18 protein-coding genes and 1 pseudogene are annotated in these 22,579 nt (G+C 68.9%); 7 read left to right on the top strand and 12 right to left on the bottom strand.

Annotation, left to right across the window (positions count from 1 at the left end):
- Positions 1-3: 3 nt before the first annotated feature.
- Positions 4-831 (bottom strand): ABC transporter permease, encoded by an 828-nt coding sequence (locus A5732_RS06185; RefSeq protein WP_076101498.1) that lies wholly within the window; start codon positions 829-831, stop codon positions 4-6.
- A gap of 100 nt (positions 832-931) precedes the next feature.
- On the opposite strand from A5732_RS06185, the gene cobG reads away from it, so the two are divergent.
- Genes cobG through A5732_RS06170 form a run of 3 tightly spaced genes read left to right on the top strand, consistent with a single transcriptional unit; the run spans position 932 to position 4,173 of the window.
- Positions 932-2,026 carry a precorrin-3B synthase gene (gene cobG, locus A5732_RS06180; RefSeq protein WP_076101495.1) on the top strand — a complete coding sequence of 365 codons (1,095 nt, stop codon included), beginning with the start codon at positions 932-934 and terminating at the stop codon, positions 2,024-2,026.
- 45 nt (positions 2,027-2,071) lie between these two features.
- Complete coding sequence (locus A5732_RS06175) at positions 2,072-2,698, top strand: precorrin-8X methylmutase (protein ID WP_076101493.1); 627 nt, start codon at positions 2,072-2,074, stop codon at positions 2,696-2,698.
- Positions 2,695-4,173 carry a precorrin-2 C(20)-methyltransferase gene (locus A5732_RS06170; protein WP_076101491.1) on the top strand — a complete coding sequence of 493 codons (1,479 nt, stop codon included), beginning with the start codon at positions 2,695-2,697 and terminating at the stop codon, positions 4,171-4,173. Before A5732_RS06175 ends, A5732_RS06170 begins: the two co-directional genes overlap by 4 nt.
- Here A5732_RS06170 and A5732_RS06165 read toward each other — a convergent pair.
- Entirely contained in the window at positions 4,170-5,819 is a 1,650-nt protein-coding gene (locus A5732_RS06165) for a PPE domain-containing protein (RefSeq protein ID WP_076101487.1), read from the bottom strand. The two genes, A5732_RS06170 and A5732_RS06165, sit on opposite strands and share 4 nt — an antisense overlap.
- 156 nt (positions 5,820-5,975) lie before the next feature.
- Between A5732_RS06165 and A5732_RS27710 the strand changes: the two are divergent.
- Together A5732_RS27710 and sigC are read left to right on the top strand one after the other, a co-directional pair.
- Positions 5,976-6,686: pseudogene (locus A5732_RS27710) on the top strand (DUF2275 domain-containing protein); the annotation flags it as partial.
- A 114-nt stretch (positions 6,687-6,800) separates the two neighbouring features.
- Entirely contained in the window at positions 6,801-7,355 is a 555-nt protein-coding gene (sigC, locus tag A5732_RS27535) for an RNA polymerase sigma factor SigC (RefSeq protein WP_231121020.1), read from the top strand.
- On the opposite strand, the gene A5732_RS06155 is transcribed toward sigC, so the two are convergent.
- Genes A5732_RS06155 through A5732_RS06140 form a run of 4 tightly spaced genes read right to left on the bottom strand, consistent with a single transcriptional unit; the run spans position 7,344 to position 10,789 of the window.
- Positions 7,344-8,075, bottom strand: a complete 732-nt coding sequence (locus A5732_RS06155) for a cobalt-precorrin-6A reductase (protein WP_171974968.1) — start codon at positions 8,073-8,075, stop codon at positions 7,344-7,346. The two genes, sigC and A5732_RS06155, sit on opposite strands and share 12 nt — an antisense overlap.
- Complete coding sequence (gene cobM / locus A5732_RS06150; RefSeq protein WP_076056633.1) at positions 8,072-8,827, bottom strand: precorrin-4 C(11)-methyltransferase; 756 nt, start codon at positions 8,825-8,827, stop codon at positions 8,072-8,074. Before cobM ends, A5732_RS06155 begins: the two co-directional genes overlap by 4 nt.
- Complete coding sequence (cbiE, locus tag A5732_RS06145; protein WP_076101478.1) at positions 8,824-9,990, bottom strand: precorrin-6y C5,15-methyltransferase (decarboxylating) subunit CbiE; 1,167 nt, start codon at positions 9,988-9,990, stop codon at positions 8,824-8,826. The genes cobM and cbiE overlap by 4 nt, the downstream gene beginning before the upstream one ends.
- 49 nt (positions 9,991-10,039) lie before the next feature.
- A complete protein-coding gene (locus A5732_RS06140) occupies positions 10,040-10,789 on the bottom strand; it encodes an SDR family NAD(P)-dependent oxidoreductase (RefSeq protein WP_076101475.1) in 750 nt (249 codons plus the stop codon).
- Positions 10,790-10,824: 35 nt separating this feature from the next.
- Between A5732_RS06140 and A5732_RS06135 the strand changes: the two genes are divergently transcribed.
- Complete coding sequence (locus A5732_RS06135; protein ID WP_064954310.1) at positions 10,825-11,235, top strand: F420-dependent biliverdin reductase; 411 nt, start codon at positions 10,825-10,827, stop codon at positions 11,233-11,235.
- A 55-nt stretch (positions 11,236-11,290) separates the two neighbouring features.
- On the opposite strand, the gene A5732_RS06130 is transcribed toward A5732_RS06135, so the two are convergent.
- From A5732_RS06130 to A5732_RS06110, 4 genes are all read right to left on the bottom strand, one after another.
- The gene (locus tag A5732_RS06130; RefSeq protein WP_076101472.1) at positions 11,291-11,506 is read right to left on the bottom strand and encodes a hypothetical protein; all 216 of its coding nucleotides are present in this window, start codon (positions 11,504-11,506) and stop codon (positions 11,291-11,293) included.
- A gap of 37 nt (positions 11,507-11,543) precedes the next feature.
- Positions 11,544-14,441, bottom strand: coding sequence for an ADP-ribosyltransferase (locus tag A5732_RS26730; protein ID WP_142256566.1), 2,898 nt, complete (start codon positions 14,439-14,441; stop codon positions 11,544-11,546).
- Positions 14,442-14,530: 89 nt separating this feature from the next.
- Entirely contained in the window at positions 14,531-16,807 is a 2,277-nt protein-coding gene (locus tag A5732_RS06115) for an alpha/beta hydrolase-fold protein (protein WP_076101814.1), read from the bottom strand.
- Between the two features lie 35 nt (positions 16,808-16,842).
- Positions 16,843-17,970 (bottom strand): M24 family metallopeptidase, encoded by a 1,128-nt coding sequence (locus A5732_RS06110; RefSeq protein ID WP_076101464.1) that lies wholly within the window; start codon positions 17,968-17,970, stop codon positions 16,843-16,845.
- 60 nt (positions 17,971-18,030) lie between these two features.
- Between A5732_RS06110 and A5732_RS06105 the strand changes: the two genes are divergently transcribed.
- Positions 18,031-18,996 (top strand): 5'-3' exonuclease, encoded by a 966-nt coding sequence (locus tag A5732_RS06105; protein ID WP_076056574.1) that lies wholly within the window; start codon positions 18,031-18,033, stop codon positions 18,994-18,996.
- 12 nt (positions 18,997-19,008) lie between these two features.
- On the opposite strand, the gene A5732_RS06100 is transcribed toward A5732_RS06105, so the two are convergent.
- Together A5732_RS06100 and A5732_RS06095 are read right to left on the bottom strand one after the other, a co-directional pair.
- Positions 19,009-19,752: a DUF4333 domain-containing protein gene (locus A5732_RS06100; protein WP_076101461.1), complete on the bottom strand. Its 744-nt coding sequence runs from the start codon at positions 19,750-19,752 to the stop codon at positions 19,009-19,011.
- 66 nt (positions 19,753-19,818) lie between these two features.
- A complete protein-coding gene (locus A5732_RS06095; RefSeq protein WP_076101459.1) occupies positions 19,819-22,575 on the bottom strand; it encodes a DEAD/DEAH box helicase in 2,757 nt (918 codons plus the stop codon).
- Positions 22,576-22,579 lie beyond the last annotated feature (4 nt).

Genomic DNA, 22,579 nt, shown 5'->3' with positions numbered 1-22,579 from the left:
CTTTCAGTGTCGGTACCGCAGCGTGCGGCGTTCGATGAGTCGGACGAGCGCGTCGGTGACGATGCCCAACAGCGCGTAGATGGTCAGCCCGAAGATGATGATGTCGATTCGCAGAAAATCACGGGCGTTGTTGATCAGGAAGCCGATTCCCTTGTCGGCGTTGATCTGCTCGGCGACGATCAAGGTCAGCCACGCGATGGCCAGCGATTGGCGAAAACCGACCAGCACCTGTGGCGCCGTGCTGGGCACGATGATCCGGGTGAACCGCTGAGAGAACGAAAAGCCCAGCACCTGAGCGGTTTCCAGCATCTTGGGGTCGACCTGCCGGATCGCCGAAAAGGTGTTGAGGTAGAGCGGGAAGACCACGCCCAGGGCGACGAGCAACACCTTTGGCAGCTCGCCGATTCCGAACCACAGGATGAACAGCGGGATCAGCCCAAGGTGCGGCAGTGCCCGGATCATCTGCATCGGCGGGTCCACGGTCGATTCGACCCAGCGGGACAGGCCGACCGCCGCGCCCGCCACGATCCCGATGATCCCGCCCAGCAGCAGACCCTCTACAACGCGGACGGTGGAGATGTGCAGCGCGTCGGCGAGCTGGCCGTTGCGGGTCAACTCGACGCCGGCCTCGAGAATCAAGGAGGGGGCCGGGAGCACGTCGACGGGAATCACGCCGAGCGCGCTTCCCAGCTGCCACAGCGCCAGCAGCGCCAGTGGCGACGCGACGCGCACGACTTCCCATTTGCGGCGCGCCCATAATCCGCTCGGCCCGCCGGCTGGGGCGCTGCCCGGCTTGCTCGGCGCAGCGTCGAGCGCGGTGGCAATGCTCACTGTGCCGACGCTATGGCGCGCCGGGGGCTCGGGTAAGGGTTTACGTCTGGCTGAAGGCAATCCCGGTCGTCGTCTTCGGCGGGGGCCGTACCGTGGACGGGTGGCCAGGACGCGCGACACCGACGCATGCCCGGGTGCGCTGCAGGTGCACCAGGCGGCCGATGGCGCCTTGGCCCGGATCCGGCTGCCCGGCGGCATGATCACCGCCGCCCAGCTGGCCACGCTGGCCGCCGTCAGTAACCAGTCAGGGTCGGGAACGCTCGAGCTGACCGCCCGGGGCAACGTGCAGTTGCGCGGGCTGACCGACGTGACCGCGGTGGGCGAGACGCTCGCGGCCGCGGGCCTGTTGCCGTCAAGGACGCACGAGCGGGTCCGCAACATCGTGGCCTCACCGCTGTCGGGGCGCTCCGGAGGAAACCTCGACGTCCGGCGCTGGGTCGGCGAGCTCGATGCCGCGCTGTGCGCCGAGCCCAGGCTCGCCGAGCTGGGCGGCCGGTTCTGGTTCAGCCTGGACGACGGACGCGCCGACGTCTCGGGGCTGCGTGCCGACGTCGGGGTGCACGCGTTCACCGACGGCTGTGCGCTGTTACTTGCCGGACGTGACACCGGTGTCCGGCTGGCGGCCGGCGAGGTGATCGAGACGCTGATCACCCTCGCTACGCGGTTCGTCGATATTCGCGGAACCGCTTGGCGCGTCCAGGAATTGGACGACGTGCGGCGGCTGCTACCCGGCGCCGAATCACGCGCCACCTTCTTTGCGGCCGTCACCAAGGCGCCGGTGGGCTGGATCGGCCAGGACGACGGGCAGGTGACGCTGGGCGCCGCGGTGCCGCTGGGTGTGCTGCCGGCGCGCGTCGCGGAGTACCTGGCTGCGATCGAGGCGCCGCTGGTGATCACGCCGTGGCGCTCGGTGCTGGTATGTGACCTCAGTGAAGAGGTGGCCGACACCGCGCTGCGGGTGCTGGCGCCCCTGGGCCTGGTGTTCGACGAAAACTCCCCCTGGCTGACCGTCAGCGCCTGCACCGGCAGCCCCGGCTGCGCGCGCTCGGCCGCCGACGTGCGGGCCGACGCCGCGCGATCGCTGGATCCCGACTCGACGGTGCACCGGCACTTCGTCGGCTGCGACCGGGCGTGCGGCAGTCCCCTCGCCGGTGAGGTGCTGGTGGCTACCCCGGACGGCTACCGGCGGCTGTAGCCGGGTGCGGCGGGTCGCCGCGTGGGTGAGCCTTAAAGTGGGCGGGTGCTCGACTACATCCGCGACGCGGCGGAGATCTATCGCCAGTCGTTCGCGACGATCCGCGCCGAAGCCGATTTGGCGCGATTCCCCGCCGACGTGGCACGGGTGGTCGTCCGATTGATCCACACCTGCGGCCAGGTCGACGTCGCCGAGCACGTCGCGTTCACCGACGACGTCGTCGACCGCGTCGGCGCGGCCCTGCGCGGCGGCGCTCACGTGCTGTGCGATTCGTCGATGGTGGCCGCCGGGATCACCGCCGCACGGCTGCCGGCCGACAACGAGGTGGTGTCCCTGGTGGCCGATCCCCGGGCGGCCGAGCTGGCCGCTCGCCGGCAGACCACGCGCTCGGCGGCCGGGGTGGAGCTGTGGGCGGACCGGCTGCCCGGCGCGGTGCTGGCGATCGGCAACGCCCCGACCGCGCTGTTCCGGCTGCTCGAACTGATCGATGACGGGTTGGCGCCGCCGGCCGGGGTGTTGGGCGGGCCGGTGGGTTTCGTCGGGTCGGCGCAGTCCAAACAGGAGCTCATCGAGAACCCGCGCGGAACGTCGTATCTGGTGGTGCGGGGCCGTCGCGGCGGCAGTGCCATGGCCGCCGCCGCCGTCAATGCGATCGCGAGCGATCGCGAGTGACCGCACAAGGCACCCTGTGGGGCGTCGGGCTGGGGCCCGGCGACCCGGAATTGGTGACCGTCAAAGCCGCCCGGGTGATCGCCGAGGCCGACGTGGTGGCCTATCACAGCGCCCGGCACGGCCGCAGCATCGCGCGCGGTATCGCCGAACCCTATCTGCGGCCCGGTCAGATCGAAGAGCACCTGGTCTACCCCGTCACCACCGAGACGACCGACCATCCCGGCGGCTATGCCGGCGCCATCGAGGACTTCTACGTCGAGGCCACCGAGCGCATCGCGGCGCACCTCGACGCCGGTCGCAATGTCGCCCTGCTGGCCGAGGGCGATCCGCTGTTCTACAGCTCCTACATGCACCTACACACCCGGCTCACGGAGCGGTTCGACGCGGTCATCGTGCCCGGCGTGACGTCGGTGAGCGCCGCCTCGGCGGCCATCGCGACACCGTTGGTGGCCGGCGACGAGGTGCTGTCGGTGCTGCCGGGCACCTTGCCGGTCGAAGAGCTGACCCGTCGGCTCGCCGACGCCGACGCCGCCGTCGTGCTCAAGCTCGGGCGTTCGTATCACGCTGTGCGGGAGGCGCTTTCGGCGTCGGGACAGCTCGACGACGCGTTTTACGTGGAGCGGGCCAGCACCGCCACGCAACGCATCCTGCCCGCCGTCGACGTCGACGCGGCCGGCGTCCCGTACTTCTCGCTGGCCATCCTGCCGGGCGGGCAGCGAGGCCGGCGCGCGCCCGCCGCCGGCAGCGTCACGGTGGTGGGCCTGGGTCCCGGCGACATGGATTGGATGACGCCGCAGACCCGGCGCGAGTTGGCCGCGGCGACCGACCTGATCGGCTACGGCGGCTACCTGGACCGCGTCCCGGCCCGCGACGGGCAGCAGCGTCATCCCAGCGACAACCGCGACGAGCCCGAACGGGCCAGGCTGGCCTGCGCGCTGGCCGAGCAGGGCCGCGCCGTGGCGGTGGTGTCCTCGGGCGACCCGGGTGTGTTCGCGATGGCGACCGCGGTGCTGGAAGAGGCCAAAGAATGGCCGGGAGTGCAGGTCCGGGTGATTCCGGCGATGACCGCCGCCCAGGCGGTGGCCAGCCGGGTCGGCGCCCCGCTGGGCCACGACTACGCGGTGATCTCGCTGTCCGACCGCCTCAAGCCGTGGGAGGTGATCTCCACGCGGCTGCAGGCCGCCGCGGCCGCCGACCTGGTACTGGCCATCTACAACCCGGCCTCCAAGACGCGAACCTGGCAGGTCGGCGCGATGCGCGACATCTTGCTGGCCCATCGCGAACCCGGCACCCCGGTGGTGATCGGCCGCAACGTCTCCGGCGCCGACGAAGACGTCCGCGTGGTCAGGCTGGCCGATCTGAATCCCGGCGAGATCGACATGCGTTGCCTGCTGATCGTCGGGTCGTCGCAAACCCAGTGGTACTCACACGATTCCACCGACCGGGTCTTCACGCCGCGGCGCTATCAGGGCTAGTCGCGGTCCCAGGTGCTCGGCATCATCGGCACGGTGGGGCCGTCGCTCAACCCGTCACGGGTCAACGTCACCAAACCGGTGGCTTGCGCGGCATCGGATTTGGCTGCGGCACCGGCGAATCCGAGCGGTCCGGCACTGTCCTGGGAAGGGCTTGCGGCGTAAGGGTCTTCGGCGTCACCGGTTGGGTCCACACCGTCGTCCAGGTCCATGTATTCGTAGCGGTACGCGCGCTCGGTGGCGGTGCCGCCGCGACGCCGGCGGGCCCTGGCCTTCTTCTTGGCCGCGGCGGCCGCGGCCGCGCCGGCGGGTGCGTCGACGTCGTCGGACGACGGTTCCTCCGACTTACGTCGCGACCGGCTGCTCGCGCTGCCCCGCGCCGACAGTCCCGAAAGCCCCACGGCATAAAGGGCATTGGACACGTTCGCTCCGATGCCGTCGGTCGCCGTCGGACCGAAGCCGACGCCGGGTCCCCCACCGACCGGTCCGCCGCCGGCCGAGCCGGCGACCGTCGTCGCGGGGGCGGTGGACGGTGTCGGCACGTGGCTCACACTGACGGGCGCGCTGGCGATCGTCGGCGCCGGAGCGACCACCGGTGCGGGCGCTGCCGCGACGGCCGGCAACGGCGCTGGCGTCGAAAGCGGGACCGCGACGCTGATCGCGGTGACCGCGGCCGCCACCCCGCCCGCCGCTGCAGCGCCGATGGCGGCGACGACGACCGGTGCGAGCACCACCGCCATCTGAATCGCGAGCTGGATGAACGGCCAGAAGATCATCAGGGTGTGGAAGATGGCCCAGCCCAACGCGGTCGACAGGGCCGGCGACAGGCCGAGCTGCCCGAAGAATGAGGCGAGACTGTTGACCCACGGCACCGGCGGGAAGGGCCACCCGCCGGGGTTGAGGTCCTTGGACACCGGCCACGCGAAGTTCTGGGTGTACTGCTGCAGCCACTGGGTGAGCTGGTCCATCCAGGACGGATAGGTCTGCGTCGTCGCCTGCTGCTGGGCACTCGAGGTATCCGCATTGTTGAGATTGGAGCCGGAAGCCGCCGCCGGGGCCACCGCGGCCGCCTGTACCGCCGCGACACCGGCGGTGCCCGCCTCCGCACCCGGCGCCACGATCGTCGGCGCGGGCGTCGTCGCCGGGACCGCAGCCAGGGCGGATGCGCTGACGGCCTGGTAGGTGGTCATCGTCGTGGCGGCCTGCACCCACATGCGCGCGTAGTCGGCCTCATTGACGGCGATCGGAATGGTGTTGATCCCGAAGAAGTTCGTGGCGACCAGCGTCCCGTGCACGGCGTGATTGGCTGCGAGCTCGCCGAGAGTCGGCATGGCGGCCAGCGCGGTGGTGTAGGCGGTGGCCGCAGTCTCGTGCAGGGCTGCGGCCGTCGCGCTCTTGGCCGCGCTCTCCAGCAGCCAGGCCTGGTAGGGGGCGTGCGCGGCCACGTACTGGTCCGCGCTGGGCCCGTCCCACGAACCCGCCTGCACGGCGCCAAGCACTCCGCTGAGCTCGGCGGACGCGGTCGCATAGTCGGTGCTCAGCGACGACCATGTTGTAGCGGCGGCCAGCAGCGGCGCGGGGCCGGGGCCGCTGCTGAGCAGCGTCGAGTGCACTTCGGGCGGAAACGCGATCCAGATCGGGGCGGTCATCGTCGGGGGCCTTCAGGCAACAGCACGAATACCTCTTCGGTGAACTTTGGATGGGCTGGGCGATGCGTTCGATCAGAGGTCGGTTGTCGGCGCGAATAAGTTCCCGGCGATTTCGTCTGGCGCCAAATCACGCGAGTCTTTGCGCGCGGCCGGGCCATGCGCAACGATGCAGGGATGCGGTGTGAGATTGCGCGCGAAGCGCTGTCGGCTCGATTGGACGGCGAGCGCCCCCAGGTGCTCGCGCAGCAAGTCGACGCCCATCTCGAATCCTGCCGCAGCTGCCGCTCCTGGCTGATCGGGGCGGCGGTGCAGACGCGCCGGCTGGCCTCGGTGACTCCCGGCGACGGACCCGATCTGGTCGAGAAAATCATGGCCAGCATCGGCGAGCAGCCCACCGGCCATCAGGCCCGGATGCGCTGGCTGCGGTCGCACTACCGGCGGTGGGGCCTGATCGCCGTCGGCCTTTTCCAAGTGGCCATTGCCGCCGCCCAAATCAGCGGAATCGATTTCGGCATGGTGTCCGGTCACATGCACGGCGCGATGTCCGGCGAGCACCTGATGCACGAGTCGACGGCCTGGTTGCTGGCGCTGGGCCTGGCCATGATCGCCGCCGGCGTGTGGCCCGCCTCCGCGTCCGGGGTGGCCGCGATCACCGGTGTGTATTCCGTTGCGCTGCTGGGTTATGTGATCGTCGACGCCTTCGACGGCAACGTCACCGCGACCCGCATCGCCAGCCACATGCCACTGTTGCTGGGTCTGGCGTTCGCCTTGTTGGTGGCGCGGGAACGGGTGGGCTCGCACCGACGGCGTGGTTCCGATGCCTCGGACGACGCCGACTTCCCCGCCTGGGCGGCGGACTCACCCAGTGGTCGGCGGCGCGGGCACCTGCGGCCCATCAACCACGCGGCGTTCGACCCCAGCGCGTCCTCTACGACGAGCCGTCGTAGAATCGGAAAACTCGCACAACAAAGGTGGTTGGGCATGACCGCGCTGAGCGACGACGAGGCCGTAACCGAGCTCGCGTTGTCAGCCGCACGCGGAAACTCCCGAGCGCTCGAGTCGTTCATCAAAGCCACCCAGCAAGACGTGTGGCGGTTCGTCGCCTACCTATCGGATACGGGCAACGCCGACGATCTGACCCAAGAGACTTTCCTGCGCGCCATCGGCGCCATCGAACGGTTTTCCGGGCGCTCGAGTGCGCGAACCTGGCTGCTGTCGATCGCGCGCCGCGTCGTGGCCGACCACATCCGCCACCTGCAATCGCGGCCCCGCGCCGCCGCGGGCGCCGATCCCGAACACGTGGTGCGCGGCGACCGCCACGCCCGCGGATTCGAGGACCTGGTCGAGGTGACGACGATGATCGCCAACCTCAATGCCGAACAGCGCGAAGCGCTTCTGCTCACCCAGCTGCTCGGCCTGCCCTACGCGGACGCCGCCGCGGTCTGCGGCTGCCCGGTGGGCACCATCCGCTCCCGCGTTGCGCGCGCCCGCGACGCGCTGCTGGCCGATGGCGAGCGCGGCGACCTAACCGGCTAGCGCGCCAACCCATTCGGCGGCCTCGGCCACCGTGCCGACGGTCAACACCCCGGCGGGTAGCGGCGGCCGCGCCACCATCACCACCGCAACGCCCAGCGCCGCCGCGGCATCCAGCTTTGCGCGGGTCATGTCCCCGCCGCTGTTCTTGGTGACCAGCGCGTCGATGCGGTGGTCGCGCAGCAGCGCGAACTCGTCGTCGTAGCCGTACGGCCCGCGGGACAGCAGCACCCGGTGATGACGCGGCAGCGCGGACGCGTCGGGGTCGGTGACCGCCCTGATCAGAAACCATGCGTCGCTGCCGGCGAAGGCCCGCACGCCCGAGCGTCCGGTGGTGAGAAACACCCGCGAATAGCCTTGCCGGGCAACGGTTTCGGCGGCGTCAGCGTCCGAGTCGACGACAATGGCGGTGCCCGGATCCCACGCGGGGCGGGCCAGGATCAGGTGCGGGATCCGCAAGTCGGTGCATGCGGCGGCGGCGTTCGCCGTCATGGTCGCCGCGAACGGGTGGGTGGCGTCGACGACGGCGTCGATGCGTTCGTCTTGCAGCCAGCGTCGTAACCCGTCGACGCCGCCGAAGCCGCCGATGCGCACCGGGCCGACCGGCAAGGCCGGATCCGGCACGCGCCCGGCCAGGGAGCTGACGATGTCGACGCGCGGGTGCAGGGCTTTCGCCAGGGCGCGGGCCTCGCCGGTGCCGCCGAGCAGCAGGACGCGCATCAATGCCTGCTGCCCCGGGCGCGCCCGGTCGAATACAGGTAGCTGTCGGTGAATCCGCCGGCGGTCAGTGCGTCGCCGACGACGATGACGGCGGTCTTGGTGATGTCGGCCCGATGCATCTGCCCGGCGATGTCCGCGAGGGTGCCGCGCAGCACCGCCTCCTGCGGCCAGCTCGCGAAAGCCACGACGGCTGCCGGTGTTTCGGGTTGATAGCCGCTTTCGAGAAGCTGCGGGACGATGGCGTCGATCTGGGCAGCGGCCAGATGCAGGACGAGGGTCCCGCCCGTTTGGGCAAGGGTCTTCAGGTCTTCGCCGGGCGGCATGGCCGTCGACAGGGTCGCCACCCTGCTCAGCGTCACGGTCTGCGCCACCCCGGGAACGGTGAGCTCACGCTTCAGCGCGGCCGCCGCGGCGGCGAAAGCCGGTACGCCGGGCACGATTTCGTAGTCGATGCCCAGCGAGTCGAGCCGCCGGCATTGCTCGGCCAGCGCGCTGTAGAGCGACGGATCACCCGAATGCAGCCGCGCCACGTCCAGGCCGGCGGCGTGCGCCTCGCTTAGCTCGGCGACGATCTGCTCCAACGTCAGCGGGCCGGTGTCAACCACTTTCGCGTCCGGCGGGCATAACGCCAGCAGGTCGTCGGGCATGATCGAGCCGGCATACAGGCACACCCGGCAGTTTTGCAGGAGCCGCTGGCCGCGCACGGTGATGAGGTCGGCCGCTCCCGGCCCCGCGCCGATGAAATACACCGTCATTTGGTCACCGCCCACTGGGTGACGGGATACTGCGGGCGCCAGCCGGTGAAGGCGCCCAGCGGCTCGCCGTGATAGTGCTGGAAGCGTCGCAGCTGACCGCCCAGGCGCTGATGTTCTTGTGTCAGAACGGCTTCGGACTCGGTGGTGACCACGTTGGCGACGAGTCGCCCGCCGGCGGGCAGGTTGGCCCAGCAGGCGTCGAACAGGCCGGGTTGAGTCAGTCCGCCGCCGATGAAGATCGCCGACGGCGGCTCGGCGCCGTCGAACGCGCCGGGGGCCTCGCCACGCACATCGATGCTGACCCCGAAGGCCGCGGCATTGACTTCGAGGTTGCGCCGGCGTTCTTCGTTGCTTTCGAATACCACTGCGCTGCAACCTCTTCCGTTCAGGCACCATTCCACGCTGATGCTGCCCGAGCCCGCGCCGACGTCCCACAATCGCTCCCCCGGGCGCGGCGCCAGGGCGGCCAGCGTCACCGCGCGGATGCCTTGTTTGGTGATCTGCCCGTCGTGGGTGAAGGCATCGTCGGGCAGCGGTGACACGCGTTCGTCGGGCAGGTACCGCACGGCAATCACGTTGAGGTCGTCGAGGCCTGCGTCCTCGGCCCAGTCGCGGGCGGTGCCGTGGCGGCGGTGCTCGTCCGGGGCGCCGAGTCGTTCGAGAACGGTGAACTCCGAATCGCCGCGGCCATGGGCGGTGAGCAGTGCGGCGAGTTCCGTTGGTGTGGACTTGCTTTGCGCCAGCACGATCGCCTTGCCACCGCGACGCACCGCGGTGCGCGGGGGCGCGGTGACCAGGCTGATCACCTCGGTCTCGTGGACGTTCCAGCCCATCCGCGCGCACGCCAGCGTCACCGACGACACGTGCGGCAGGACCCTGACGTTGTCGCGGCCGTGCAGGCGGATCAGGGTGCCCCCGATGCCGTGCAGCAGCGGATCGCCGCTGGCCACCACGTGCACGTCACCGGTGTGTTCGTCGAGCAACCTTTGCAGCGCCGGCAACATCGGCGACGGCCACTGCCGCCGGGGCGCGCGCACGGTGTCGTCGAGCAGGTCGAGTTGCCGCTTAGAGCCGTAAATGACTGCGGCCCTGCGGAGTTCGGCGATAGACGCCTCGCCGAGCCCGGTCATGCCGTCGGCGCCGATACCGACCACGATGATCATGAGCGCCGCTCCTCCGCATCGCTTCGCTCTGCATCGTCACCAGCGCGGATCATCGCGGCATCCTGCGCCAGATGAACTGCGGCAGCAGTCGCATCACCGCCGCCGCGGGGCCCAGCGCCCACGGGATCCACACGGTGCGGCGGCCCTTCGCGAGCGCACGCGCGGTCGCGGCGGCCACCTGCGCGGGCGTGCTGGGCAGCGGTGCAGGCGACATGCCCTCCGTCATGCGGCCGATGACGAATCCCGGCCGGGCGATCAGCAGCCGGACCCCGGTGCCGTGCAGCGCGTCGGCCAGGCCGCTGGCGAAGCCGTCCAGGCCTGCCTTGGCCGAGCCGTAGACATAGTTGGCGCGGCGCACGCGCGCGCCGGCGATCGAGGAGAACACCACCAGCCGGCCAGTGTCCGCTTTGCGCATCGTCGTGGCCAGATGGGTGAGCAGGCTGACCTGGGCGAGGTAGTCGGTGTGGACGACGGCGATCGCGTGCGCGGCGTCGGTTTCGGCGCGCGACTGGTCGCCCAGGATGCCGAACGCCAGCACCGCGGTGCCGATGGGACCGTGGTCGGCGACGATCGAGGCGACCAGCGGGCCGTGCGAGGCCAGGTCGTCGGCGTCGAATTCCCGGGTATCGACCGCCGTGGCGCCTGCGGCTTTGAGCGCGTTGACCTGCTCAGCGAGCTGGTCGGCGTTGCGGGCGGCCAGCACCACCGTCGCGCCGGGCGCGAGGAGTCGCGCCAGCTCGATCCCGATCTCGCTGCGGCCGCCCAGGATTAGTACTGGACCTGCGCCCGTGTCGTCCACGGCTGCGATTATCACCTGCGCTAGCGTGAGCGGTGATGGCGAATACCACTACCCGGCTCACCGACGACGCCTTGGCGTTTCTGTCGGAACGCCATCTGGCCATGCTGACCACGCTGCGAGCCGACAATTCACCGCACGTGGTGGCGGTCGGTTTCACCTTCGACCCCAAGACGCACATCGCTCGGGTCATCACCACGGGGGGTTCGCAGAAGGCGGTCAACGCCGATCGCGGCGGACTGGCCGTGCTCAGCCAGGTCGACGGTGCGCGGTGGCTGTCGCTGGAGGGCCGATCCAAGGTCAACAACGACGTCGACGCGGTGCGCGACGCCGAATTGCGGTACGCCCAGCGCTATCGCACGCCGCGACCCAACCCGCGACGCGTGGTCATCGAGGTTCAGATCGAGCGGGTGCTGGGGTCGTCGGATCTTCTGGACCGGGGCGAGTAGTTAAGCCGGGTTAGTCGCTGCGAGACCGGAACTCGGGACTCCAGGATTTCGACGATCAGCGGTCTTTCTTCCGAGGGTCGTACTCGGTACCCGAGATGTCGTCCCAGAACTTTGGCGAAATCTCTGTCGGCCGGTCTTCCTCGGCAACAGCATCTACCTTCTCCTGAAACTCATCCAGGAGTTGCCGCGCACGCGCAAGCTTTTCCGGGCTTGGCGGAGGGGCGCCCACCTCGTCTCGGGTTAAGAAGACCTTTCCAGCAATCTCCCTCATAGTTGAAACCTCCTCGGAGCATTGAATAAATCATTCACTAGTCTTCAACCATATCGATAATCGTTCGACCTGTTCGCGGATCAATTGTCTTTCGCAGCACTAGAAATCGCGTATTCGCGGGGAACAGAACCTCTTGCTCTGCGGGGTACATTGAAAATGCAGAAACATCACGGCCGGTGAAAGACACAATTCGGAACTCAACGTTTCCAGCGAACGCGGACGACTGTGCGACCACTGGATCTCTTGTTGTGCTGAGGAAAGCTTTTTCTATGATGTAGTCGCCCGGTCGATACTGGGCAAGCACTTCAGGCGGCAGGTTCGTACCGCGCACGACGGAACCCTCGAACGGCGGAAGTTTGCTTAATGCAGCTTTTAATGCTTCGACTCGAGCAGCCTGAGACGCGTCCAAAGCTTCGCCCCTTAACGCCTCGTTTAGGTCTGTATAACCCATGCCAGTGTAGTCAGCGAGTGGCTTCAAATGTTCTGGGCTCAGCGGGTCTTCGCGGCTCAGGGGATGGTCGTCGTTATCGGGACTTTCATCCTGGCCGTTCTTGTCACCCGAATTGGCAGGCGCACCGTCATCGGGTGGCACTTTTGGTTCGGGCGGACCGCCCTCTCCGGGCTTCGACGAGCCATTAAGCGGTGGCTGATGGGGGTTGCTAGCGGGCGCTGGCACTTCGGTCGGGCTGCCGCTCGGCGCTGGTGAATGGAGCACCGGCTTAGCCGATGGGGCAGCCTGCAACGAGCTCGGAGCGGTGGGTGCCGCCCCAAGGGGAGCGCTATGCGGGGTTATCGCATGGCCATTCGCATATTCGGCAGCATGCGGGATCGCGGCCGGCGCTCTTTCTCCGGCCGCGGCGGCTAAGGGGGCGAGAGGTGCACCGGTGGGTACTCCAGCTGGCTCATGTGGGCGGTCGCTCGGTACTTGCCCTGGGTCTCGCGGTTCGCTTTCTGGCGCCTGCTCATGCGGTCCACCTGGCGACACCGGTTCATGCGGACCATCCGAAGGCGCCGTTTCGTGCGGAGCCTCCCCGGCCAACGAGGTTGGCTCACGCGGACCCTCCGCCACCGACCCGGGCTCATGCGGGTCACCAGCCAGAACCGACGCCGGTTCAAGTGGACCGCCGGCCAGCGGAGGTGGCACCTCCGACGGCGGCGCGGGCGTCGGACCATGTGGACCACCCGCAGGCACACCCTCCTGCGGACCCGGAGCTTCTCCGGGCACCGGCACCGGATCATGCGGGCCGCCAGGAACCGTCGGAGCCGACGCCGGCGCGGGCGCCGGTTCGTGTGGGTCGGTGGGGGCGTCCGGTCTTGGGGCCTCCGGCGGGGTCGGGCCCGGTGCAGTCGTCGGCGAGTGAGGCGCGCCCGGAGCGCCATCACCCGGACGAGGCGCCGACTCAACCGGTACCTCCGGCAGCTTTCCTGTCGGCAAGTTCACGGGACTGCCACTGGGCGGCGCATCGCCTTTCGGCAGGTCTCCGCCGAGATTTTCGAGGTCTTTGGTTAAATCGCTGCCGGTTTTGGCGATGCCAGGCAACGCACCCCCGGCGCCTTCCGCCCCGGCGGCCGCTCCTTTGGCACCCTGAAGTACCTCTTCGCCCTTTGTGAGTTCCCCGGTCGCCTCGGCGCCGCCGGCCGCCTCCGCAGCTTTCCCGCCAGCCTTCGCTGCCCCACCGCCGCCGGCCATCGTTGCAAGATCGAAGCCGATTTCACCGAGCCCCACCGCGGGCCGGTCTGAGGTCAAATCGTCCCAGTGGGTGAGACCTTTCGCGAGGCCGAGATCGGTTTTCGCCGCGCCGCCTGGATCGAACAGCGCATATGCCGGGATCGATTGCACCGCAGTCTTATCCAGCGCGGCCCAACTGGCCGCGGCCCCCTTCGGATCGAAGGCAAAGCGACTTGGATCAAGTTGGTTTCCGAATTCCACAGCTCCAACCGTGCCTTTGAAGACGCCTTCTCCGAAATCGGCCCAAGAATCGAAATAACCCGCTGCCACACTCCCGACGTCCTCGCCGAGGAATTCGACCAACTGGCCTTCCATCAACTTCTTTCCCTGAACCACCAGGCCATCAATGATCTGCATTCCGGTTTTCAGCACTTGTTCGCGTGCATGGGCTTCACGCTTCATGTTGTGCAGTACGCCATTGATGTCTTTGGCGATCTTTTCGAGCTCATCGAGCGCATCGCCTTCGAAGATCAACATCGCGTCGTGGACCAGATCAGTCAGGGACCCCAACCGTTTCAACAGATCCCGAATCTTGTTCTGGGCGTCGTCCACCTCGTCCGCGAACTTGTCCAAGGTATCGGCCACCTTGTCGCATTGCTCGCCGAACTTACCCATCGTGGCGGCGAGTAGGGCCAGATCGTGCTGGATCAACTCGCCTTCGGGTATCTGCTGCCCGGCGATCGCCGACTTCGGGCCGTTGAGCGCGGCTTGCACGCCGCTAAGCGACACGCCAAGTCCGCGCCAACAACCCGCGGCCGCGTGCATTCCAACCGCGTTGCCGTTCGGCCACACATCGTCAAGCAGCGATTCCACCACTCCCCACAGCAGTGGTCGGGCGACGCCCGCACCCATGACGCCCGGCGCATTGGGAGGTTCGACTTTCGCGGGTGGCCCCGGCGATGGCAGTGCATGGCCGCCGCCACCTACTTTCGAGGCCGTCTCTGCGCGTGAGTAGTTCGACGCGCAGAGTTGAATCTTTGCCCCGAGTTTCCGGCAGGCATTGATGCCGGCGGCTACTCCGGTCAACAATGACCGAGCCGCGTTCTGGTAGTTCAACGCGAATATCATTCCAGCGGAATCCTGGCCGCTGTTGATCCCGAATCCAGCCGAAAATCGGCCCAGGGCTGCGGCAATCCCGTCGCCGACGACGCTCACACCGGTGCCGGCGACAAACAACGCCTCCGGATCGACAGCCAAGGGAGCCACGTGCGGAATTTTCGCTCAGGTCCGCCCGTCGCCGCTATTCACCCGATGATCGCTCCGCCAAGCTAGCCGCGATCACCTAGCACGACAACTCATTCCCCAACAGTCGCCGTCAACGTGATCTGGTGTCGCCCAGGCGACACCGTGACGGCCGGCCCGGCCGGTTCCCCATCGAGCCGCACATCAACCGCCGCAGCCAGGCCGGCGAACGTGATCTTGGCGGCGACATCGGTGGACACCGTGATGGTCGACTTCGGCAACCCGGCCAGCCCGGCACGCGCGATATCCACCCTCAGACCGGCAACCCCCTTGAGGCCCAGCGTCAGATACGGCAGCGGGTCGACGGGGCGTCCCACTTGCCAGTCCAGCTCGCTGTAGAGCCCGGGCGTCGGCTCAAAACCCGGAATGACGCCGCGATGGTGCCGAATGGTGTGCGTGGGATCCGGCCGCGCGTACGAGCGCGCGTCGACTTCGGCGACGGCACCGCGCCGCGCCGTCAGCTCGGGATCGGCGGCCAGCTCCGACAACCACCACACCTGGTGTGGCCCGATACCCAGATCGGCGCGCACCAGCTGCGGAGACCAGGCGAATGTGATGTGTCCCGGATCCGCTTGGCGCACAGCGGTTCCCATGTGGGAGATCGGATCCTCGAACTTGTCCTGGAATACCCAGGCGATGTGGTCCTCGAGTGGGTAGACACTGAACCGGTGCCGGTAACCCAGCCGGTCCAGCTCCAGCACCTGCTCGGCGGCCGAGGCGAACGGCACCAGCTCGTCGAGCAGCCCATGGGCGATGACATATGGCAGCCATCGGGCGTTCACCAACAGCTTCCAGGTGTCGCCCTCACGCGCACAGGGCGAGTCCAGGTCAAGGTCGGCGGGGATGTCGACGTGGGGCAGCAGCCGCACACCGCACGTCGGCGGGCCGGCCAGCACCACCGCTTGCGAGAACACCTGCGGATAGCTCAGCCCCAGCTTGTAGGTCGCATACCCGCCCATCGAATAGCCGGAGATCACAGTGCGATTGGGATCTGTGCCGAGTTGTTCGGCAACACGCGCCCATACTTCCCAGACGTCGAGTTCGCCGGTGTCGAAGTACCAGGTGGACGGCCCCCGGGCCAACGGCGTGACCACCACCGAGTCGCGGCCCTCGCACACTTCGTGCAGCAGCCGCGGGTCGATCGCGGCGAACTGGCTCTGCCCGAGCGACAGCGAGTGCAGCAGCAAGGTCAGCGGCAGCGCGCGGCCCGGGACGTAGCTCGAGGGCAGGCAGATCGAATACGGCTGCACCCGGCCGAGGAACTGCGGCTTGGTGCTCAAGATGTCGTTGGCGGCCCAACCTTGTTCCAGGCCCTGACCGAGTTCGACCGACGACACGTACCACCGGGTCGACGGGCCGGTGATCACCGGCTCGGGAGCGGTTTCGCGGGCCGCCAGCCGGGCCCACGGCACCGTCAGCGCGAACTCGGAGACGTCGCCGTGCGTCAGGGCGGCGGCCTGTGCGGCTTCCGACCAGAAGTTCAGGTGCGGCGGCTCCTGCTCGTTGGTGCGGAACGCCACGTTGTAGACGTTGGGTTGCCCGGGCAGCGCACCGTGCAGGGCGGACACGTCGGCGAATCCGTCCCCCGCCGCGTTGGCCAACCCCGCGGCCAGGCGGACCGTCCAGGTCCCGGTGGGCTCCGCCAGCGACCGCGGGACCTGCGCCACGAACGACCGCGACTGTATGTCGACGCTGTGTTCGACCGGCGTCCTGACCTGAGTGGTCAGGTCGATCAGTGCAGCACCGCTTCCCGAGACCAGCAGGGCCGTGTCGATGCCCTTCGACCGGACGCCGGCTCCGGCGGGCCAGTCCTCGGCCGCGGTTCGGGCGGGGTCGGTGTCGAAGGTGAACAGCGCGACGGGAATTGAGGCGTCCAACAGGGTGTTCCAGTCGATCCGCCACCAGGTGTGGGTTTCGGTGAGCCCGATGGCGACGCGGAAGATGTCGGCGCCGTTGCCGGCCGCCGGCCCGCCGGGATAGACGTAGGTTCCGCGTGGCGGCGCCTGAATCTTCAGGTCGCCGATCGGGATGCCGGTCGCGCCATGGTCGTCGTAGAGGAAGTCGGTCCAGAACAGGGCACCGCCGGCCACTCGTCCAGCGCCGCACGTACGCGGGAACTCCTCACCGAACGGCCATCCCGCGGGCGTGGGAAGTTTCGGCTCGGGGCGCCGCGCGGCCGGCGGCACACCCTCGGGCATCCCGTCGACCACGATGAGCTCAGCCGGGGGCGCCGGTGTGGGTGCCGGTGCCGGCGCGGTGGGGTGCAAGACCGCGTCGGCGACGTGACGTGCAATGCGAATCGGAAGCAGCGCGAGATCCAGGATCGACACCATCCCCAACCTACGCGGAACCCGCGTCGCGTCGATTAAGCCACCGGGACCACGATCAGTTCGTGTGGCCGGTTGTTGACGGCCAGGCCGCCATCAGGCGTGACGACGACGATGTCCTCGATGCGCGCACCCCACCGGCCCGGGAAATAGATGCCCGGCTCGATGGAAAAGGCCATGCCCTCGGCCAGTGGCAGATCGTTTCCGGCGACGATGTAGGGCTCTTCGTGCACCGACAGGCCGATGCCGTGCCCGGTCCGGTGCACGAAATACTCGGCGAGCCCTTCGGCGGCCAACACGTCGCGGGCGGCGGCGTCGACCTGCTCGGCCGTCACGCCCGGGCGCACCGCGTCATAGGCCGCGCGCTGCGCGCGTTGCAGCACCGAATACTGTTCAGCCACTTCCGGATTCGGCTCACCGATGCTGTAGGTGCGTGTCGAGTCGGAATTGTAGCCGGGCTCATAGGAACCGCCGATGTCGACGACGACGATGTCGCCGACCTGTAGTTCGCGATCCGAGTACCCGTGGTGCGGGTCGGCGCCGTGCGGCCCCGACCCGACGATGATGAACGCCACCTCCGAATGCCCTTCGGCCACAATCGCATCCGCGATGTCTGCCGCCACGTCGGCCTCGGTGCGGCCCGGGACCAGAAACTCCGGCACCCGGGCGTGCACCCGATCGATGGCGGCCCCGGCTTTGCGGAGCGCGTCGACTTCGCATTCCTCCTTGACCATTCGCAGCGTGCGCAACACATCGGTGGCCAGGACCGGCAGCACGCCAAGCACTCCGGCCAGCGGCAGCAGGTGCAACGCCGGCATGGCATCGGTGACGGCGGTCGCGGCGGGGGCACCGCCCAACGCGGAGCCCACCAGATCGTAGGGATTGTCGCCGTCGACCCAATCCCGCACCGCCAGGCCGAGTTCGGCGATGGCAGAACCCTTGAGCGAGGCCAGCTCCAGCCGCGGCACCACCACCGTCGGGTCACCGGATGCCGGCAACACCAGCGCGGTGAAACGTTCCAGGGTCTGTGCGCGCGACCCGACGAGGTAGCGCAGGTCGTACCCCGGTGTGATCACCAGTCCGGCCAGGCCCGCGTCGGCGGCCGCCGCGGCGGCCGCGGCCAGGCGGCGCTCATAGACTGCTGCGTCGAAGCGGTGAGACTCCATGGCAGCCAGGCTAATGCTCGATCGCGCGTCGCCTCGCGGCGGCGTGAGACCATAACCGGCATGCCAGCACCCCAATCACCGCTCGTGCTGCTCGACGGCGCCAGCATGTGGTTCCGCTCCTACTTCGGGGTGCCGTCCTCGATCACCGCACCTGACGGCCGGCCCGTCAACGCCGTCCGGGGATTCATCGACTCGGTGGCCGTGGTGATCAACCAGCAGCGGCCCCGCCGGCTGGCCGTCTGCCTGGACCTCGATTGGCGGCCGCAGTTCCGGGTGGACCTCGTCCCGTCGTACAAGGCCCACCGGGTGGCCGAGGAAGAGCCGCGGAACGAGCCGGACATCGAGGAAGTCCCGGACGACCTGACGCCCCAGATCGACATGATCGCCGAACTCCTTGACGCGTTCGGGATTCCGACGGCCGGGGCGGAGGGTTTCGAGGCCGACGACGTGCTCGGCACCCTGGCGGCGCAGGAACGCAAGGATCCGGTGGTGGTGGTCAGCGGTGACCGCGACCTGCTGCAGGTGGTGTCGGACGATCCCGTCCCGGTCCGGGTGCTCTACCTCGGCCGCGGGCTGAGCAAGGCCACGCTGTTCGGGCCCGGCGAGGTGGCCGAACACTATGGCGTGCCGGTGGATAGGGCCGGCCCGGCCTACGCCGAGCTCGCCCTGCTGCGCGGCGATCCGTCCGACGGCCTTCCCGGGGTCCCGGGCGTCGGCGAGAAGACCGCGGCCACCCTGCTGGCCCAGCACGGCTCGCTCGAGCAGATCCTGGCCGCCGCCCACGACCCGAAGTCGAAAATGGCCAAGGGCCTGCGCGCGAAACTGCTGGGCGCGCTGGATTACATCGAGGCGGCCGGCAAGGTGGTGCGCGTGGCCACCGACGCGCCCGTCACCTTCTCGACGCCCGACGACGAACTACCGCTGGTCGCCGCCGATCCGCAGCGCACCGCCGAACTGGCGACGGAGCTGGGTGTCGGCTCGTCGATCGGCCGCCTGCAGAAGGCCCTGGACGCGCTGCCGGACTGATGTGGCCGACGGCTACTGCGGCCGGCCGACCTCGTAGGTGCCCTTGTTGTCCTGGAAGGTCACCGTCACGTGCTTGGGCGCGCCGTCGATGCTCACGTCGCAGTCGAACGTGGCGCCCTTCTTGACGGTGGGGTTCTGGCCATGGTTGCACCTGACGTTCTGGACGTTCTTCGCGCCGTAGCCGTTGGTTTCGTCGCTGAGGACCTGCTGGACCCCGGCCTGCGCCTTGTTGACGTCCAGCTTGGTGGTGACGAAGAACCCGGGCTGCCAGAAACCGAGCACCAGCACGACCGCGATGAGCAGAAAGGCGATGGCGCCGCCCACGCCGGCGATCAGTCCGACCGGTCGCTTCTTGCCGGGCTGCTCGTAGCCGGGGTACTGCTGCGGGTACTGGCCCGGCTGGCCGTACTGGCCAAGCTGCGGGTACTGGCCGGGCTGGCCATACTGACCCGGCTGCGGGTACTGGCCCGGCTGGGCGTACTGCCCGGGGTGGGCGTATTGGCCGGCCTGACCGTACTGCCCGGGCTGCGCGTAGCCGGGCTGCTGGGGGTATTGCTGCGGGTACGCGTGTTCAGCCGGCTGCTGGTACTGGGGGTAGTCGGCAGGCGGCGTGTAGGCCGGGGCCTGCCACGACGTCTCCTGGTTCGACTGCTCGTGCCAGGTCGGTGCGACCTGAGTCGGGTCTGACGAGTGATCGCTACCTTGACCCTGACCAGGCGGTTGCCACTGCTGGTCCGATCCCTGCGGTCCGCTCATCTTTCTCCCTCAGCCCTTGTGTCTTGGCATGAACTATTCGGCGCTTAACGGTAGCTCCGGCCTAGCCTACCCGGCGTCAACTGCGACGACGCCGCGCCGAATGTCGTTGATCGCCCGCTTGGCAGTGGCCCGCAACTCGGCGTCCGGAGCGGCGTTGCGGACCTGGTCCAGCAGATCGAGCACCTGGCGACACCAGCGCACGAAATCGCCCGCGAGCAGGGGTGACCCCGTGCCGGCCGGGTCGGCGGCGGCCAGCGCCGCGGCCAGATCTCCGGTCCTGGCCCAGCGGTAGATGACGTTGACGAAGCCGTCGTCGGGTTCGCGGCTCGGGGCGATGCGGTGCGTTTGCTCATCGGCGCGCAGCGCCATCGACAGCCGTGACGTCTGCTGCAGCGCCTGCCGCACTTGCTGGGTCGGCGCGTCGGCCGCGAAGCCCGCCCCGGGCCCCTCCCCACCCCGCGTTTCGTAGAGCACCGTCGAGACCACCGCCGCCAGCTCGGCCGGCTTCAACCCCGACCACGCGCCGGTGCGCAGGCATTCGGCGACCAGCAGGTCGCTTTCGCTGTAGATGCGCGCCAGCAGCCGGCCGTCGTCGGTGACGCGCGGGTCACCGTCGCGTCCTTCGATGAAGCCGCGCTCGGTGAGCAATCCGACGATCCGGTCGAAGGTCCGGGCCAGCGAATTGGTGGCCGCCGCAACCTTTTTCTCCAATTGCGCGTTGTCGCGTTCGATCCGCAGATAGCGCTCGGCCTGCCGCACCTGTGCCTCCAGGCCGGGCGTGTTGTGCGACGGGTGACGGCGCAATCGATCACGCAACGACGCCAACTCGGGGTCGTGGAATTCGCCGTCGGAGTCCCCGCGCCCGCTGCGGCGCCGGGCCGGGATGGTCAATCCGGCGGCGGCCGATCGCAGCGCCGACGCCAGATCGCGCCGGACCCGCGGCTGACGGTGTTCGACCCGCTTGGGCAGTGACATCGAACCGACCGGTGCGGACGCGCCCGAGTAATCGGCCGTCGAAATCCTTCCTGCCCAGCGGTTTTCGGTGAGCACCAGCGGTCGCGGATCGGAGCTGTCGCGGGCGGATTCCAGCACCACGGCCAGACCGCCGCGCCGGCCATGGGTGATGTTGATGATGTCGCCGCGGCGCAGTGCGGCCAGCGCGTCGCTCGCGGCCTGCCGTCGCTGCAGCCGGGACGCGCGCGACTGGGCGCGCTCCATCTCACTGATGCGTGCCCGCATCCGTGCGTATTCGAGGATCGGGGCCTTGGGTCCGCCGAGCTCGCCGGCGATCTCGTCGAGCATCGCGGTGCCGCGCTCGATGCCGCGGACCAGCCCGACCACGGAGCGATCGGCCTGATACTGCGCGAATGACTGCTCCAGCAACCGATGCGCCTGCTCGGGACCCATCTGCTGGACCAGGTTGATCGTCATGTTGTACGACGGGGCGAACGAGCTGCGCAGCGGGAAGGTGCGGGTGGAGGCCAGCCCGGCCACCGCGGACGGCTCGGTGGTCTCCTCGGTGGGATTCCACAGCACCACCGCGTGGCCCTCGACGTCGATGCCGCGCCGCCCGGCGCGGCCGGTCAGCTGCGTGTACTCCCCCGGTGTCAGCGGCACGTGCTGTTCGCCGTTGAACTTCACCAGCCGCTCGAGCACCACCGTGCGGGCGGGCATGTTGATCCCGAGCGCCAACGTCTCGGTGGCGAACACGGCCCTGACCAGCCCGGCGGTGAACAGCTCTTCGACCGTGTGGCGGAAGACGGGCAGCATGCCGGCATGGTGGGCCGCCAGACCGCGCAGGAGCCCCTCGCGCCACTCGTAGTAGCCCAGCACGCCCAGGTCGGCGTCGGCGAGATCGCCGCACCGGTGCTCGATCACCTCGGCGATCTGCGCGCGCTCCTCCTGGGTGGTCAGCTGCAGGGGCGAGCGCAGGCACTGCTGCACGGCGGCGTCGCAACCGGCCCGGGAAAACACGAACGTGATCGCCGGCAGCAGCCCCTCGGAGTCCAGGCTGGCGATCACGTCCGGCCGCGACGGCGTCCGGTAGAAGCGGGGACGTGACGGCCGCCCGGTGCCACGGCGCCGGGGTTGCCAGTCAGTCATGCGGTCCGCCTCGCGGCGGTGCGAAATATGGCGCAGCAGTTCGGGATTGACGCGTGGCTGACGATCCGCGACCGGCTTTTCGTTGTCGTAATCGAACAGATCCAGCAGACGCTTGCCCACCAACACGTGTTGCCACAGCGGCACCGGCCGATGCTCGTCGACCACGACGGACGTGTCGCCGCGCACGGTCTGGATCCAGCCGCCGAATTCCTCGGCGTTGCTGACCGTCGCCGAGAGGCTGACCACCCGCACCTCGTCGGGCAGGTGCAGGATCACCTCCTCCCATACCGGGCCGCGCATCCGGTCGGCGAGGAAATGCACCTCGTCCATCACCACATACGAAAGCCCATGTAGCGCAGGCGAATCCGCGTAGAGCATGTTGCGCAGCACTTCGGTGGTCATGACCACCACGGGCGCATCGGCGTTCACCGACATGTCGCCGGTGAGCAGGCCGATGCGGTCACGGCCGTAGCGCGCCGTCAGGTCGGTGTGCTTCTGGTTGCTCAGCGCTTTCAGCGGCGTGGTGTAGAAGCACTTGCCGCCGGACGCCAGCGCCAGGTGAACGGCGAATTCGCCGACCACCGTCTTGCCGGCGCCGGTGGGCGCGCAGACCAGCACGCCGTGGCCTCGTTCGAGCGCCGCACACGCCCGCCGCTGAAAGCCGTCGAGCGCGAAGGGTAATTCGGCGGTGAACCGGGTGAGCTCCACCAGCTCCGCCACGTCA

The organism is Mycobacterium colombiense (assembly GCF_001953985.1).
In the GTDB taxonomy this organism is placed as follows: Bacteria; Actinomycetota; Actinomycetes; order Mycobacteriales; family Mycobacteriaceae; genus Mycobacterium; species Mycobacterium colombiense_B.
This window is presented reverse-complemented; position numbering and strand designations above follow the sequence as displayed.